This window comes from Streptomyces sp. NPDC058751, assembly GCF_042746485.1.
Taxonomy (GTDB): Bacteria; Actinomycetota; Actinomycetes; order Streptomycetales; family Streptomycetaceae; genus Streptomyces.
The window spans coordinates 283,579-297,931 of record NZ_JBHYPZ010000003.1; the positions used below are offsets into that span (position 1 = coordinate 283,579).

Annotated in this window: 16 protein-coding genes; 5 read left to right on the plus strand and 11 right to left on the minus strand. The window is 72.5% G+C overall.

Annotated elements, in window-relative coordinates:
- Window positions 1–178: 178 nt before the first annotated feature.
- The 4 genes from ligA to ACFW6B_RS05020 form a co-directional block, all read right to left on the minus strand.
- Window positions 179–2,374, minus strand: a complete 2,196-nt coding sequence (gene ligA / locus ACFW6B_RS05005) for an NAD-dependent DNA ligase LigA (RefSeq protein ID WP_386592080.1) — start codon at window positions 2,372–2,374, stop codon at window positions 179–181.
- Between the two features lie 15 nt (window positions 2,375–2,389).
- Window positions 2,390–3,346: a methionine synthase gene (locus ACFW6B_RS05010; RefSeq protein ID WP_386592189.1), complete on the minus strand. Its 957-nt coding sequence runs from the start codon at window positions 3,344–3,346 to the stop codon at window positions 2,390–2,392.
- Between the two features lie 81 nt (window positions 3,347–3,427).
- On the minus strand, window positions 3,428–4,126 hold the full coding sequence (locus tag ACFW6B_RS05015; RefSeq protein WP_386592082.1) for an SDR family oxidoreductase: 699 nt from the start codon (window positions 4,124–4,126) through the stop codon (window positions 3,428–3,430).
- Window positions 4,127–4,168: 42 nt separating this feature from the next.
- Window positions 4,169–4,708 carry a TIGR00730 family Rossman fold protein gene (locus ACFW6B_RS05020; protein ID WP_386592084.1) on the minus strand — a complete coding sequence of 180 codons (540 nt, stop codon included), beginning with the start codon at window positions 4,706–4,708 and terminating at the stop codon, window positions 4,169–4,171.
- Window positions 4,709–4,779: 71 nt separating this feature from the next.
- On the opposite strand from ACFW6B_RS05020, the gene ACFW6B_RS05025 reads away from it, so the two are divergent.
- Window positions 4,780–5,103, plus strand: coding sequence for a DUF427 domain-containing protein (locus tag ACFW6B_RS05025; protein WP_386592086.1), 324 nt, complete (start codon window positions 4,780–4,782; stop codon window positions 5,101–5,103).
- Between the two features lie 64 nt (window positions 5,104–5,167).
- Entirely contained in the window at window positions 5,168–5,953 is a 786-nt protein-coding gene (locus ACFW6B_RS05030) for an alpha/beta fold hydrolase (RefSeq protein WP_386592088.1), read from the plus strand.
- An 80-nt stretch (window positions 5,954–6,033) separates the two neighbouring features.
- Here the strand turns inward: ACFW6B_RS05030 and mnmA are convergent, their stop codons facing one another.
- Window positions 6,034–7,155, minus strand: coding sequence for a tRNA 2-thiouridine(34) synthase MnmA (gene mnmA, locus ACFW6B_RS05035; protein ID WP_386592090.1), 1,122 nt, complete (start codon window positions 7,153–7,155; stop codon window positions 6,034–6,036).
- A gap of 72 nt (window positions 7,156–7,227) precedes the next feature.
- On the opposite strand from mnmA, the gene ACFW6B_RS05040 reads away from it, so the two are divergent.
- Entirely contained in the window at window positions 7,228–7,920 is a 693-nt protein-coding gene (locus tag ACFW6B_RS05040) for an N-acetylmuramoyl-L-alanine amidase (RefSeq protein ID WP_386592092.1), read from the plus strand.
- A gap of 63 nt (window positions 7,921–7,983) precedes the next feature.
- On the opposite strand, the gene ACFW6B_RS05045 is transcribed toward ACFW6B_RS05040, so the two are convergent.
- The 3 genes from ACFW6B_RS05045 to ACFW6B_RS05055 form a co-directional block, all read right to left on the minus strand.
- Window positions 7,984–9,153, minus strand: a complete 1,170-nt coding sequence (locus ACFW6B_RS05045; protein WP_386592094.1) for a cysteine desulfurase family protein — start codon at window positions 9,151–9,153, stop codon at window positions 7,984–7,986.
- Window positions 9,154–9,222: 69 nt separating this feature from the next.
- A complete protein-coding gene (locus ACFW6B_RS05050) occupies window positions 9,223–9,579 on the minus strand; it encodes a DUF4190 domain-containing protein (protein ID WP_386592095.1) in 357 nt (118 codons plus the stop codon).
- A gap of 78 nt (window positions 9,580–9,657) precedes the next feature.
- Window positions 9,658–9,825, minus strand: coding sequence for a hypothetical protein (locus tag ACFW6B_RS05055; protein ID WP_386592096.1), 168 nt, complete (start codon window positions 9,823–9,825; stop codon window positions 9,658–9,660).
- Window positions 9,826–10,006: 181 nt separating this feature from the next.
- Between ACFW6B_RS05055 and ACFW6B_RS05060 the strand changes: the two genes are divergently transcribed.
- Window positions 10,007–10,633 (plus strand): TetR family transcriptional regulator, encoded by a 627-nt coding sequence (locus tag ACFW6B_RS05060; protein WP_386592098.1) that lies wholly within the window; start codon window positions 10,007–10,009, stop codon window positions 10,631–10,633.
- A gap of 164 nt (window positions 10,634–10,797) precedes the next feature.
- On the opposite strand, the gene ACFW6B_RS05065 is transcribed toward ACFW6B_RS05060, so the two are convergent.
- Entirely contained in the window at window positions 10,798–11,151 is a 354-nt protein-coding gene (locus tag ACFW6B_RS05065) for a hypothetical protein (protein ID WP_386592100.1), read from the minus strand.
- Between the two features lie 267 nt (window positions 11,152–11,418).
- Window positions 11,419–12,279: a thioesterase family protein gene (locus ACFW6B_RS05070; protein WP_386592102.1), complete on the minus strand. Its 861-nt coding sequence runs from the start codon at window positions 12,277–12,279 to the stop codon at window positions 11,419–11,421.
- Between the two features lie 161 nt (window positions 12,280–12,440).
- Between ACFW6B_RS05070 and ACFW6B_RS05075 the strand changes: the two genes are divergently transcribed.
- The gene (locus ACFW6B_RS05075) at window positions 12,441–13,727 is read left to right on the plus strand and encodes an alpha/beta hydrolase (protein ID WP_386592104.1); all 1,287 of its coding nucleotides are present in this window, start codon (window positions 12,441–12,443) and stop codon (window positions 13,725–13,727) included.
- Here the strand turns inward: ACFW6B_RS05075 and ACFW6B_RS05080 are convergent.
- Window positions 13,627–14,298, minus strand: a complete 672-nt coding sequence (locus ACFW6B_RS05080) for a trimeric intracellular cation channel family protein (RefSeq protein ID WP_386592106.1) — start codon at window positions 14,296–14,298, stop codon at window positions 13,627–13,629. The two genes, ACFW6B_RS05075 and ACFW6B_RS05080, sit on opposite strands and share 101 nt — an antisense overlap.
- Between the last annotated feature and the right edge of the window lie 55 nt (window positions 14,299–14,353).

A 14,353-nucleotide genomic window follows, 5' to 3' on the forward strand; every position in this document is an offset into this window, starting at 1 on the left:
CCCTTCCCCCGGCTCGTGCGGAGCGGGGGATGCGCCGGTCGCGGCCGGGCACGGCAGGCGCACACGTCAACAGTAGGCCGCGGAAGGCTTCCACGGGCAGCGGTCGTCCACGGTTGCCCGAATGCGACCTGGTAACCCCTATCTCACCGATATGCGCCGAACGGGTGGTCTCCAACCGCTATCCCTCGACCGGGAGCGCGACTTCCGCCGCCGCGTCCGGCCCCTGCCCCAACAGGACGGCGAAGCCCTCCTCGTTGAGGACCGGCACCTTCAACTGCATCGCTTTGTCATATTTCGAGCCGGGATTGTCACCCACAACAACGAAAGACGTCTTCTTCGAAACAGAGCCGGTCACCTTTGCTCCACGGCTCTGCAGTGCCTCCTTCGCCCCGTCCCGCGTGTGGTGTTCGAGCGTGCCCGTGACCACGACGGTGAGGCCTTCGAGCGGACGCGGCCCCTCGTCCTCGCCCGCGCGCTCGTCCTCCATCCGGACGCCGGCCGCCTTCCACCTGCGGATGATCTCGCGGTGCCAGTCCTCGGCGAACCACTCCTTGACCGAGGTCGCGATGATCCCGCCGACCCCGTCGACCGCGGCGAGTTCCGCCTCGGTGGCCTGCTCGATGCGGTCGATGGAACGGAACTCGCGGGCCAGCGCCTCGGCGGCCACCGGACCCACGTGCCTGATGGAGAGCCCGTTGACGAAACGGGCGAGCGGACGGCTCTTCGCCTCGGCGATCTTGTCCAGCATGGCAAGCGCGTTCTTCTTCGGCTCGCCCTGCTGGTTGGCGAAGACCGTGACGACCTTCTCCTCACCGGTCTTGGGATCCCTCTTGGGCAGGCCGCTGACCTGGTCGAGAACGTACGCCTCGATGGGGAGCAACTGCTCGATCGTGAGGTCGAAGAGGTCGCCCTCGTCGACGAGCGGCGGGGCCACGGGCGCCAGCGGACGGGTCAGCGCCGCTGCGGCCACATCACCGAAATGATCGATGTCGAGGCATTCCCTGCCCGCGAGGTAGGAGACCCGCTCTCTCAACTGGGCGGGACAGGAACGGGCGTTGGGGCAGCGCAGGTCGACGTCGCCCTCCTTCATCGGCCGCAGCGCCGTACCGCACTCGGGGCACTCGGCCGGCATCACGAACTCCCGCTCGGTGCCGTCGCGCAGGTCGGCGACCGGCCCGAGGATCTCGGGGATGACGTCACCGGCCTTGCGCAGCACCACCGTGTCCCCGATGAGCACGCCCTTGGCCTTCACCACGTCCTGGTTGTGCAGGGTGGCGAACTCGACCTCGGAACCCGCGACCGTGACCGGCTCGACCTGCGCGTACGGCGTGACCCGGCCCGTACGGCCCACGCCCACGCGGATGTTGACGAGCTTGGTGTTGACCTCCTCGGGTGCGTACTTCCAGGCGATCGCCCAGCGGGGTGCGCGCGCGGTGGAGCCGAGCCGGCCCTGGAGGGGGATCTCGTCGAGCTTGACGACCACTCCGTCGATCTCGTGCTCCACCGAGTGGCGGTTCTCCCCGTAGTACGCGATGAACTCCCGTACGCCGTCGAGGTCGTCGACCACCTTGGCGTACCGCGTGGTGGGCAGTCCCCAGGAGTTCAGCAGGTCGTACGCCTCGGAGAGCCTGCCGAGGCCCTCGAACCCCTCCAGGGCGCCGATGCCGTGGACGACCATGTGGAGCGGCCGGGTCGCGGTGACGCGCGGGTCCTTCTGGCGCAGCGAACCGGCCGCCGCGTTGCGGGGGTTGGCGAAGGGCTTGTCACCCGCCGCCACCAGCCGGGCGTTGAGCTCCTCGAACTTCTCCATCGGGAAGTAGACCTCGCCGCGGATCTCCACGAGGTCGGGGACGTGATCGCCCGTCAGACGGTCCGGGATCTCCGTGATCGTACGGACGTTGGGCGTGATGTCCTCGCCCGTGCGGCCGTCGCCGCGGGTCGCCGCGCGGGTGAGACGGCCGTGCTCGTACGTGAGGTTGACGGCGAGGCCGTCGACCTTCAGCTCGCACAGGAAGTGGTGCTCCGAGGCTCCCACGTCCTTGGCCACGCGCTCGGCCCACGCGGCCAGTTCCAGGTCGGTGAACGCGTTGTCGAGCGACAGCATGCGCTGCCGGTGCTGGACGGAGGTGAACTCCGTGGCGTACGCCCCCGCGACCTTCTGGGTCGGCGAGTCCGGCGTCCGCAGCTCGGAGTACTCGTCCTCCAGCGCCTCCAGGGAACGCAGCAGCGTGTCGAACTCGGCGTCGCTGACGACCGGGGCGTCCTTCACGTAGTACCGGAAGCGGTGCTCCTCGACCTGCTCGGCGAGCCGCGCGTGCCGCTCCCGTGCCTCGGCGGGTACCGATGTGGGCTCTGCGTGCATTTCGCCGGCCACCGTTGTGTCCTCCCGTTACTCTGGGTTGTCCGCGAGGGACCTCGCCGCCCGGACGCAGTGGGCCAGCGCCCTGCGCGCGAAGTCGGGGGATGCCCCCGCGAGTCCGCACGACGGAGTGAGCGTGACCGCCTCCGCGAGCAGACCCGGCCGCAGCCCCAGCCTGCGCCACAGCGTCCTGACACCCATGACGCTACCGGCAGGGTCCGACAACGGTACGTCCGTGCCGGGGACGACACCGGCGAACAGACGGGTACCGCCCTCGACCGCCTCCCCGATCGCCTCGTCGTCACGTTCGGTGAGGAGCGAAAAGTCGAACGAGACCGCCGCCGCGCCCGCCCGGCGCAGCAGGGCGAAGGGGACGTCCGGCGCGCAGCTGTGGACCACGACGGGCCCGCCCGCGTTCGCCCCGATGACGTCCCGGAGCGTGGCCTCGGCGATCTGGCGGTCGACCGCGCGGTGGGTGCGGTAGCCGCTGGCCGTCGGCACCCGGCCGCGCAGCACGGCGATCAGGGAGGGTTCGTCGAGCTGCAGGACGAGCTCCGCCCCGGGGACCCGCCGACGGACCTCGTCGAGGTGCAGGCGCAGGCCCTCGGCGAGCGATCCCGCGAGGTCGCGGCAGGCGCCGGGGTCGGAGAGGGCGGACTCGCCGTTCCTCAACTCCAGTGCGGCGGCCAGGGTCCAGGGACCGACGGCCTGCACCTTGAGGGGGCCCTCGTACCCCTGGGTGAACTCCTCCAGGGCGTCGAGGTCCTCCCCCAGCCACGACCTGGCCCGCTTGGTGTCCCGGCCCGGCCGGTCCCCGAAGCGCCAGCCGCTGGGCTCCACGCGCGCGTACAGCTCGACGAGCATCCCCGCGGTCCGGCCGATCATGTCCGCGCCGGGCCCGCGCGCGGGCAGTTCGGCGAGGAAGGGGAAGTCCTCGAAGGAGCCGGTGACGGTCTTCGCGGCCTCCCGCGCGTCACCGCCCGGCATGGACCCGACCCCGGTGGCGGGACCGAACCTGAACTCGCTGTTTTCGCTCACCCCGGAAGCCTACGGAATCCCGTGCGGAGGTCAGCCTCCCGGGCGCACCGTGAGGTCGTTGACCTCGGCGTCGCGGGGCAGGTCGAGCGCCATGAGGATCGTCGTCGCGACCGACTCGGGGTCGATCCACCGGGAGGCGTCGTACTCCTTGCCCTCCTGCTGGTGGACCTTGGCCTGCATGGGGCTGGCGGTGCGGCCGGGGTAGACGGAGGTCACCCGGACCCCGGCCGCGTGCTCCTCGTGGCGCAGGGAGTCGGCGAGGGCCTTCAGCCCGTGCTTGGAGGCGGCGTAGGCGGACCAGTCGGCGTGGGCGTTCAGACCGGCGCCGGAGTTCACGAAGACCACGTGGCCCTGGGCCAGGCGGAGCTGGGGCAGGAAGTGCCGGGTCAGTTCGGCGGGGGCGATCAGGTTGACGTTGAGCTGGTGGCGCCAGGCCTTCGGGGTCAGTTCGCCGACCGGACCGAGGTCGACCACGCCCGCGATGTGCAGCAGGGAGTCGACGCGGCCGGGGAGCGCCTGGTGCGAGAACGCCCAGGAGAGCTTGTCGGGGTCGGCCAGGTCGCCGACGAGGGTCTTCGCCCCGGGGAACGCGGCGGCCAGGTCCTTCGCCCGGCCCGCGTCGCGCGCGTGGAGCACGAGTTCGTCCCCGCGCGCGTGCAGACGGCGGGCGACGGCCGCGCCGATGCCGGAACCGGCCCCGGTGATCACATGTGTAGGCATGGACGCCATGCTCGCATCACCGGGGCCGGGTCCGGACCGTTCACGGGCGCCTCAGCGGATGCCGGCGCTCTCCTCCAGATAGGCCAGCGCACCCACCGGCTCCTCGGCGAAGAACACCAGGTCGGTGAGCGGGCGCGGCAGGAAGCCCTCGGCGTCCATCCGCCGGAACTGCTCCTTGAGGCCGTCGTAGAAGCCGGCCGTGTTGAGCAGGACCACCGGCTTGTCGGTCTTCCCGTGCTTCTTCAGTTCCAGGATCTCGGTCGCCTCGTCGAGGGTGCCGGTGCCGCCGACCATGACGACCACCGCGTCGGCCTTCGCCAGGAGCAGCGCCTTGCGCTCGGCCAGGTCGCGGGCGACGACCATCTCGTCGGCGCCCGGCCGGACCCTGTCCGCCAGGAAGTCCACGGAGACGCCGACCAGCCGTCCGCCCGCCTCCTGCACCCCGTCGGCGACGACCTTCATCAGTCCGACGTCGGAGCCGCCCCACACGAGCGTGTGGCCGCCCTTGCCGAGGAGTTCGGCGAACTCCCGGGCGGGGCGCGTGTAGCGGTCGTCGAGGTCGGCGGCGGAGAGGAAGACGCAGATGTTCATGCCCTCACCGTACGCGGGAACGAATCGGGGCCCGGCGGGAACGAATCAGGAGCCGCGAGCGCTTTCCGTACATGGCTGAAGGACACACGATCACCATCGAGCAGGGCGACCAGCACGTCCGCGTCGTGCACGGCGGCCAGGTCCTGGCGGAGAGCGACCGCCCCCTGGTGCTGCGCGAGACGGGCTGTCCGGTGCGCTACTACCTCCCGCCCGAGGACGTCCGCACGGACCTGCTGACGCCCTCCGACACCCACACGTACTGCCCCTTCAAGGGCACCGCGTCCTACTGGTCGCGCCCCGGCGCGGCCGATCTGGTGTGGGCCTATCCCGATCCCAAGGACGAGGTCGCGGAGATCAAGGGCCACCTCTGCTTCTACGAGGTGGACGTGTCCTGAGACCGGGCGGGACGCGGGCGTGGTGACGCGATGAGTTCCCCGGCGGCGGGCAGTCTGTACAGGCATGGACAAGAAGACCATTTCCCGCGACGGGACCCCCATCGCGTACGAACGCCACGGTGACGGCCCGACGGTCGTCCTGGTCGGCGGCGCCATGTGCACGGGCGCCACGCTCGCGCCCCTCGCCGAGGCGCTCTCGGACCGCTTCGGCGCCGTCACCTACGACCGGCGGGGCCGCGGCTCCAGCGGCGACACGGCGCCCTTCGCGGTGGCCCGGGAGGTCGAGGACATCGCGGCGCTGATCGAGGCGTCCGGGGGCGGTGCGGCGCTCTACGGCATCTCGTCGGGCGGCGCGCTGGCCCTGGAGGCGGCCATGAGCGGGCTGCCCGTCCGCGAGGTCGCCGTCTACGAGACGCCGTTCGCCGTCGACGAGATCGCGGCCAAGCGGCGGGCCGAGTACACCGGACGGCTGACCGAGCTGCTCGGCCAGGACCGGCGCGGCGACGCGGTGGAACTGTTCCTGGCCCACGTGGGCACGCCCCCGGAGATGATCGCCGGAGTGCGCAAGTCCCACGCCTGGCCCGGCATGGAGGCCATCGCGCCGACCCTGGCGTACGACGACGCCGCGATGGGCGAGAGCCGGGTGCCCCGCGAACGGCTGGCCGCGCTCCGGGTGCCCCTGCTGTCCGTCGCCGGTGACGCGAGCCCCGCGTGGATGCGCGAGGCGGCGCGGAGCATCGCGGAGGCGGCGCCGAACGGGTCGTACCGCACGCTGGAGGGCCAGACCCACATGGTGGATCCACGGGCGCTCGCGCCGGTGCTGGCGGAGTTCTTCGGCACGGGCGGATAGACGGGTTCCGCGTCGGGGTCCCGCACGGACCCGGCCGCCGGGACCCCCGCGCGCCGTCCGGGCCGGCGCGGCCCGCCGTCCTAGACGGCCGCCGTCGCGCGCGTGGTCGTCGCGATCGTCGCCGAGCCCACCACGCGGGTGCCGTCGTACAGGACGATCGCCTGGCCGGGGGCGACGCCGCGGACCGGCTCGGTGAAGGTGACCCGCAGCTCGCCGTCGACCATGCCGGCGCTCACCTCGGTCTCGCCGCCGTGGGCTCGCAGCTGGGCGGTGTAGGTGCCGGGGCCCTCCGGGGCGGCGCCGCACCAGCGGGGCTTGATCGCGGTCAGCGCGGACACGTCCAGGGAGGCGGCCGGGCCGACCGTGACGGTGTTGTTCACCGGTGAGATGTCGAGGACGTACCGGGGCTTGCCGTCGGCGGCCGGGGTGCCGATGCGCAGCCCCTTGCGCTGGCCGATCGTGAAGCCGTACGCGCCCTCGTGGGTGCCGATCGTGGCGCCGGTCTCGTCGACGATGTCGCCCTCGGCCTTGCCGAGCCGGTTCGCGAGGAAGCCCTGGGTGTCGCCGTCGGCGATGAAGCAGATGTCGTGCGAGTCCGGCTTCTTGGCGACGGCCAGGCCCCGGCGCTCGGCCTCGGCACGGATCTCGTCCTTGGTGGTGACCGTGTCGCCGAGCGGGAACAGGGCGTGGGCGAGCTGGCGGTCGTCCAGGACACCGAGGACGTACGACTGGTCCTTGGCCATGTCGGAGGCCCGGTGCAGCTCGCGCGTGCCGTCCTCGCGGACGATCACCTGCGCGTAGTGGCCGGTGCAGACGGCGTCGAAGCCGAGCGCGAGCGCCTTGTCCAGCAGCGCGGCGAACTTGATCTTCTCGTTGCAGCGCAGGCACGGGTTCGGGGTGCGGCCGGCCTCGTACTCGGCGACGAAGTCCTCGACGACGTCCTCGCGGAAGCGCTCGGCGAGGTCCCAGACGTAGAACGGGATGCCGATGACGTCGGCGGCGCGGCGGGCGTCGCGCGAGTCCTCGATGGTGCAGCAGCCGCGCGCGCCGGTCCGGAAGGATTGCGGGTTCGCCGAGAGGGCGAGGTGCACGCCCGTCACGTCGTGCCCGGCTTCGGCGGCACGGGCGGCGGCTACGGCGGAGTCCACGCCGCCCGACATGGCGGCGAGGACGCGGAGGGGGCGCTGCGAGGTGTCAGTCATAACCTCTCCAGGGTACGGGGCCGCGGGAACCGGGACCCGCGAGTATCCGTTGAAGATCGCATGGGGGCGAAAATGGGGAAGCCGGGAGTGCCGGGGAGCCGGAGAGCCGCGGCGAGGGCTGCGGACGGCGACCGGCCGGTCGGGCGCCGGGTGCTGCTCGTCGGCGGTCTGGCGGCCGCCGCGGGCGCGGCCGCCCTCGCCCGGGAGGAGCTGTCGCACCTGTGGTGGCGGCTGCCGGGTGTGGAGAAGCCTCGCGTCGCGGGGGCGGTGGACTTCCGGGGCGCGCGGTGGGTGGCGGCGTCGACGGCGAACTGGCGCCGGGCCGACCGTCCCGACGACTACGGGATAGACCGCGTGGTCGTCCATGTCACCCAGGGCAGCTTCGCGAGCGCGCTGAAGGTCTTCCAGGACCCGGAGCACGGGGCGGCCGCCCACTACGTGGTCCGCAGGGACGGTCATGTCACGCAGATGATCCGTGAGCTGGACGTGGCGTTCCACGCGGGAAACCGCGCGTACAACGAGCGCAGTGTCGGCATCGAGCACGAGGGCTTCGTCGACCGCCCCTCGTCGTTCACGGACGCGATGTACGAGGCCTCGGCGCGGCTGACGGCCGCGATATGCGGGCGGTACGGCATCCCCGTGGACCGCGAGCACATCGTCGGGCACGTCGAGGTCCCGGGCACGGACCACACCGACCCCGGACCGCACTGGGACTGGGACCGGTACCTGCGGCTCGTACGACGGGCGCGCTCGGCGGCCGCCTGACGCGCGCCCGTACGCCGGCGCGCGTACGGGCGGCGGCACGCACCGCACCCGCCCCGGCGGACGTCAGGTGAGGCCGGCCCTGCGGGCCCGCTCCACCGCCGGTCCGATGGCCCGCGCCACCGCCTCGACGTCCGCCCGTGTGGAGGTGTGGCCGAGGGAGAAGCGCAGGGTGCCCCGGGCGAGGTCGGGGTCGGTGCCGGTGGCGAGCAGGACGTGGCTCGGCTGGGCCACCCCCGCCGTGCAGGCGGAGCCGGTGGAGCACTCGATGCCCTGCGCGTCGAGCAGCAGGAGCAGCGAGTCGCCCTCGCAGCCGGGGAACGTGAAGTGCGCGTTGGCGGGCAGCCGGCCCCCGGGTGCCGGGTCGCCGCCGAGGACGGCGTCGGGCACGGCCTTGAGGACGGCGTCGGCCAGGTCGTCGCGCAGGGCGCCGATCTCGCGGGCGAACCACTCCTGCCGCTCGGCGGCCAGCCGTCCGGCGACCGCGAAGGACACGATGGCGGGCACGTCGAGGGTGCCGGAGCGGACGTGGCGCTCCTGACCGCCCCCGTGCAGCACGGGCACGGGGCTGTACTCGCGTCCGAGGAGCAGCGCGCCGATCCCGTAGGGACCGCCGATCTTGTGGCCGGACACCGTCATCGCGGCGAGGCCCGAGGCCGCGAAGTCGACGGGGACCTGACCGAACGCCTGGACCGCGTCGGCGTGCAGCGGGACTTCGAACTCGGCCGCCGCGTCCGCCAGTTCACGGACCGGCATGACGGTGCCGATCTCGTTGTTGGCCCACATGACCGTGGCGAGGGCGACGTCCTCGGGGTTGCGGGCGATGGCCTCGCGCAGGGCATCGGGATGGACGCGGCCGTACGGGTCGACGGGCAGGTACTCGACCGTGGCGCCCTCGTGCTCGCCGAGCCAGTGGACCGCGTCGAGGACGGCGTGGTGCTCGACGGGGCTCGCGAGGACGCGGGTACGGGCCGGATCGGCCTCCCTGCGGGACCAGTACAGGCCCTTCACCGCGAGGTTGTCGGCCTCGGTGCCGCCGGAGGTGACGACCACCTCGCTGGGGCGGGCTCCGAGGGCGTCCGCCAGGGTCTCGCGGGCCTCCTCGACGGCCCGCCGCGCGGTGCGGCCGGCGGCGTGGAGGGAGGAGGCGTTGCCCGTGACGCCCAGTCTGGCGGTCAGAGCCTCTACTGCCTCGGGAAGCATGGGGGTGGTCGCGGCGTGGTCGAGGTAAGCCATGGTGGGCTCGATTCTACGGGCCCGCTCCCTCTCTTCCCGGCCCCGGCGGCCCCGGCCTCCGCGGCGGCCTCAGAAGCTCCAGGACACCGTGTTGTCGACCTGCATGAAGGTGACCAGGACGACCAGGTCGGCGATTCCGAGGCCGAGGCCGAGGAAGGCGCGGCCGCGGCGGGCCGTGCCGCGCCACAGGGCGATGGAGGCCAGGACGATGGCGACGGGGCCCAGGAAGACGTTCAGCACGAGGAGGCCGAGCAGGCCGAGGACGAAGGAGGCCACGGCCATGCCGTCGGCGTCCTGGACTCCGGTCCGGCGCGGGGCGCGGACGGTCCCGGTGGCACCGGCCGCGGTGGCACCGGAGGTGCGGACGGGGGTGCGGGTCGTGCCGGTGGTGCGGGTCGTGGCGGTGGTGTGCGCGGTGAGTTCCATGACGTGAGTCAGCTCCCAGCGATCGGTTGGTGCGGGTGTGGGACCAACGGCCGGTCGGCGGAGGTGCGGGACCGGCGGTCAGTGGGCGGAGTGGTGGCGTCGGCGGGCCCCGCGCTCGCGCAGCGCGAAGACGGTCAGCCAGACGCCGATGACGGCGGCGGCGACGAGGGTGAAGGACAGCGGCGCGTGCGCCACGGAGCCCAGCACCACGCCGAGCAGCAGGAGTGCGGCGACGAGGAACAGCATGGGACGCCTCTCGAAGTCTCGTGGTCCGGCCCCGGAACGTCCGGCACCTCAACGGTGAGGGCCCGGTGTTTCCGGGACTTGACGACTCGGTGAACGGTTGTAGTAACAGTTGTCCACTGACTTCCGAGTCTAACGGCTCCACCGCTTTGAAATTCCGGAGAACAGTTGTTAACTGCATGGCATGAGTCACACTCTCGGCATCCGCCAGGCGCAGAAGCAGAAGACCCGACAGGCGCTGCTGGACGCCGCGTTGGGGCTCCTGGAGCACCAGAGCCTGAGCAGCCTGGGGCTGCGTGAGGTCACCCGCGCCGTCGGAGTCGCCCCGACCGCCTTCTACCGGCACTTCCGCTCGACGGCGGATCTCGGCGCGGCACTGGTCGAGGAGGCGCTCGGCAGTCTGCACCCGATGATCGAGGACACGCTGTCCACGGCGGGGGACAGCGACGAACGCATCGCCCGCGCCGTGGAACTGATTGGCCGTCACGTGGCGGCGCACCCGGCGCACGTACGCTTCATCGCGCGCGAGCGGCACGGCGGCGTGCAGCCCGTGCGGGACGCGATCCGCGAGCAACTGGCCCGGTTCGCCGAAGAGGTCAGGGACTCGCTGGCCGAGCACCCCGAGTCGGCGGGGTGGAGCGACGACGATCTGCTGATGCTGGCGGGCCTGTACGTGGACCACATGCTGATGGCGGCCTCGGCGTTCCTGGAGGCGCTGGACGGGCCCGAGGCGGAACGGGAGCGGGTGGCGCGGGTGGCGAGCCGTCAGATGCGGCTGATCAGCATCGGCCGCCACCACTGGCTCGGCTGACCGCCGCCCGCCCCGGTCGACACACCCGCCGCCCCGCCGCCCCACCGCGCCCCTCAGCCCCACGGAGCCCGCCGGAAGCCCGGGGCACCCGCCCGGCGGGAAACCCGGCGCACGGCCCGGGAAGCCCGCCCCGCCCGGCCGGCTCCCCGCCGCTCCCCCTGGCCTCAGCCCTGCTCTTGCCCCTGCCCCATCCGGCCGCCGCCCGGGCCGCCGCAGCCGCCGCCCGCACCACCGCCCGGGGCACCACTGGGGGCACCGCTGGGCATGCCCGAGGGGAAGCCCGAGGGCGCCTCGCCGGTGGGCATGCCCGACGGGGTGCCCGACCACGAGGGCACGCCCGAGGGAGCGCCGCCGGGGCGTCCCGCCCCGCCGCTCGGCATCCCGGAGGGGCGGGCGCAGTCCTGTCCGCCGGAGGTCCTGCCGTCCGAGGACGACGTGTCACCGGAGCCGCAGGCCGCCAGCAGCGGTGAAAGGGCGAGGACGGCGACGAGGGGAACGAGTCGTGCGCGACGGTTCATTGAGGCAACTCCCGGTCAGGTCACATGAGTCGGCCGACGAGGGCCGGACGAGCGGGAGACAGCGGACCAGATCCGCGTAGGGCCGCGCTGTGCCGGAGCTGTGCCTTGCTGTGCGACGGGTCCCGGCACCGGGCACCCGGGCCCCGCCGGCCGCCCGAGACCGTTCACAGGTCAGGGCGGGACGCGGAGCGCCCGTACCCCGGCCCGACGCGCCTGGGCACGTCGGGCCGGGGTGCATCGGGCCGGGGTACGGGCGGTCCCGGGGAATCAGCCGAGGCGGGCGCGGGCGAGCTGGCGGGACTGGGCGACCAGGCGGTCCTGGCTGTCCCAGACCTCCGCGTCCTCCTCCAGGAAGCCACCGGCGAGGTTGCGGGTCGTGATCGACACCCGCAACGGGCCGGGCGCCGGACGGCACCGCACGTGCACGGTCAGCTCGACGGTCGGCACCCAGCCGGAGAGGCCGATCTCGAAGGCCGTCGGCGGCAGCGCGTCGACGGCGAGGAGCAGCGAGAGCGGGTCCGCGTCCCGGCCGTCGGCGAGTCCGAACCACGACCGCATCTCGCCCTTGCCGGAGGGGGCGCCGAGCGCCCAGCCGAGGGTCGCGGGGTCGAGCTTGAGGAACAGCCGGTCGGTGATCGCCGAGCTGCCGGGGATGGGCGCGGGCGCGTCCTGCGGTCCGAAGCACTGGTCCATGGGCGGGATCACCGGCGGCAGCGCGGTCGTGCGGACGTCGTCGGGCAGGGAGTCGAGGTCGCCGTACGAGGCGAGCACGCGGATGCGCTCGACCTCACGGCCCTCGTCGTCGTACTGGAAGAGGGACGCCTGTCCGGTCGACAGCGTGCGGCCGGTGCGTACGAGCTCCGTGCGGATGACGGCGGGGCCCGGCTGGGACGCGGTCAGATAGTGCGCGGAGACCGTGAACGGGTCGGAGTGCGGGAGGGCGTCGGCGAGCGCCCGGCCGAGGACGGCCAGCAGGTAGCCGCCGTTGACGGCGTTGATGATCGTCCACCCGGCGGAGAGGTCGATGTCGTAGACACCGGCCCCGCGCGGGGTGACGGCGGTGTCCCGGTCGAACTCGCTGTCGCCGATCGTGGCGCGTACGGCCTGTACCGAAGCTGCTTCTGGCATACATGAACGGTACAACAGGAAATTACTAAGCGGTAGCTTTTGCCCGTCCGGACGAGCGGACACCCCCATCATCCGGTCATCCGGGTGAGGAGTCGGAAATTTCTTGTCAAGAATTCACAGCAATCCGTGACCAACCGGTCCGAGTTCTCCTCTGATGGAACATGAGCCTCACCGGGACACCGTTCCTCCTGACCTCTTTCGCGCTGTGTGCCGTCGCCCTCGCACTGCCCCTGGTCCTGTGGTCCCGGGTGCGCGGACCGGCGCCGGTGCGGGCCGCGGCCCGGCTCCTGATGCTGCTGTTCGTCCAGGGGACGGCGGTCTGCCTGGTGTTCGTCCTCGTGAACAACGCCAACAGCCTGTACGACGACTGGGCCGACCTCCTCGGCACCGGCGACCACGTCCGGCAGGCCCCCGACCTCGGCGCGGACGGCACCGGAGGGATCGCCCCGGAGAGCCTGCCGAGGGTGCGGCAGACCTTCCGGCAGGCCCGCGGACCCCACATGCGTGAGGCCGGCGGGGTACGCGTCACCGACCTGAGGGGGCGGGTGTCGGGCGTCGACGCCGAGGTCTACGTCTGGCTGCCGCCGCAGTACGGCGAACCCGCCTACCGGCACCGGACGTTCCCCGTCGTGGAGCTGCTGCCGGGATATCCGGGGTCCGCCAAGGCGTGGTTCGGCTCCCTGAGGGTGCACGAGCAGCTCCGGCCGATGATGCTGGACGGCCGGGTCGCGCCGTTCATCCTGGTCGCGCCGCGCACCAACCTGCTGGCCCGCTCGGACACCGGCTGCGCGAACCTCCCGGGAACGGTGAACGCGGAGAGCTGGCTCAGCATCGACGTACCGCGGATGGTCATGGACAACTTCCGCGCCGAGCCCGCTCCCGGGGGCTGGGCCACGGCCGGGTACTCGGCCGGCGCGCACTGCGCCACCAAGCTGGCCGTCGCCCATCCCGACCGCTACCGGGCCGCGGTGAGCATGTCCGGCTACAACGACCCGAGGGGCGAGCGCAGTTCGCTCGCCGGGCGGACCCCCGAACTGCGCCGGCGCAACGATCCCCGTCTGCTGCTGCTCGCCGGCCGCGTCCACCCCCGGGTCGCCCTCTACTTCTCCGGCGAGTCCGGTGACGGGTACCAGGCGGGCGCGGCGATCCAGGCGATCGCGAAGCCGCCGACGAGCGTGGACGTGGTGCTGCTGCCGCGCAGCGCGGGCGGTCACGACATGGGGCTGTGGCGGCCGCAGCTGCCGGAGGTGTTCCGCTGGCTGACCGGTCGGTTCGCCTCCGACGGGGGAAGCGCGGCGGACGCGGGAGACACCGCCGGCACGGAGGACGCCACGGACGCGGCGGGCCTCAGGAGCCCTCTTCCTCACGCACCGTCGAACGACGGTTCCACGCGCGCGGAGCCCGCCAGTGGAACCGCATCGCGAGCAGGCGCAGCACGAAGGCCGTGACGACGGCGAGACCGCTGGTGAACGGGGTGAGCGCGTCGTAGCGGATGCAGAGCACCACCATGGTGGCGCCGACCATGGCCGGGACCGCGTAGAGGTCGCGGTCCCAGCGCAGCAGGGAGGGGACCTCGTTGGCGAGGACGTCCCGCAGCACACCGCCGCCCACGGCGGTCGCGAGGCCGAGGGCGGCGGAGGCGGTCAGGCCGAGCCCGTAGTCGTACGCCTTGACGGTGCCGGTGACGCAGAACAGTCCGAGCCCGGCCGCGTCGAAGACGTTCACGCCGACCTGGATGCGTTCCACCTCCGGGTGCAGGAAGAACACGAGCAGGGCGGCGACGAGCGGGGTGGTGAAGTACCCCAGGTCGGTGAAGGCCGCCGGGGGTACGGCACCGATGACGATGTCGCGCAGGAGCCCTCCGCCCAGCGCGGTGATCTCCGCGAGGACGGCCATCCCGAAGACGTCGAAGTTCTTGCGGACGGCCAGCAGGGAGCCGGAGATCGCGAAGACGAAGATGCCGATCAGGTCGAGCGTGTGCTGGACGGAGGGGGTGAAGAATTGCTGGAACACCCTCATATTCTCACCCGCCGCGGGGCGTGCACCTTACGAAAGAAGGTTCGAAGGGTGTGCG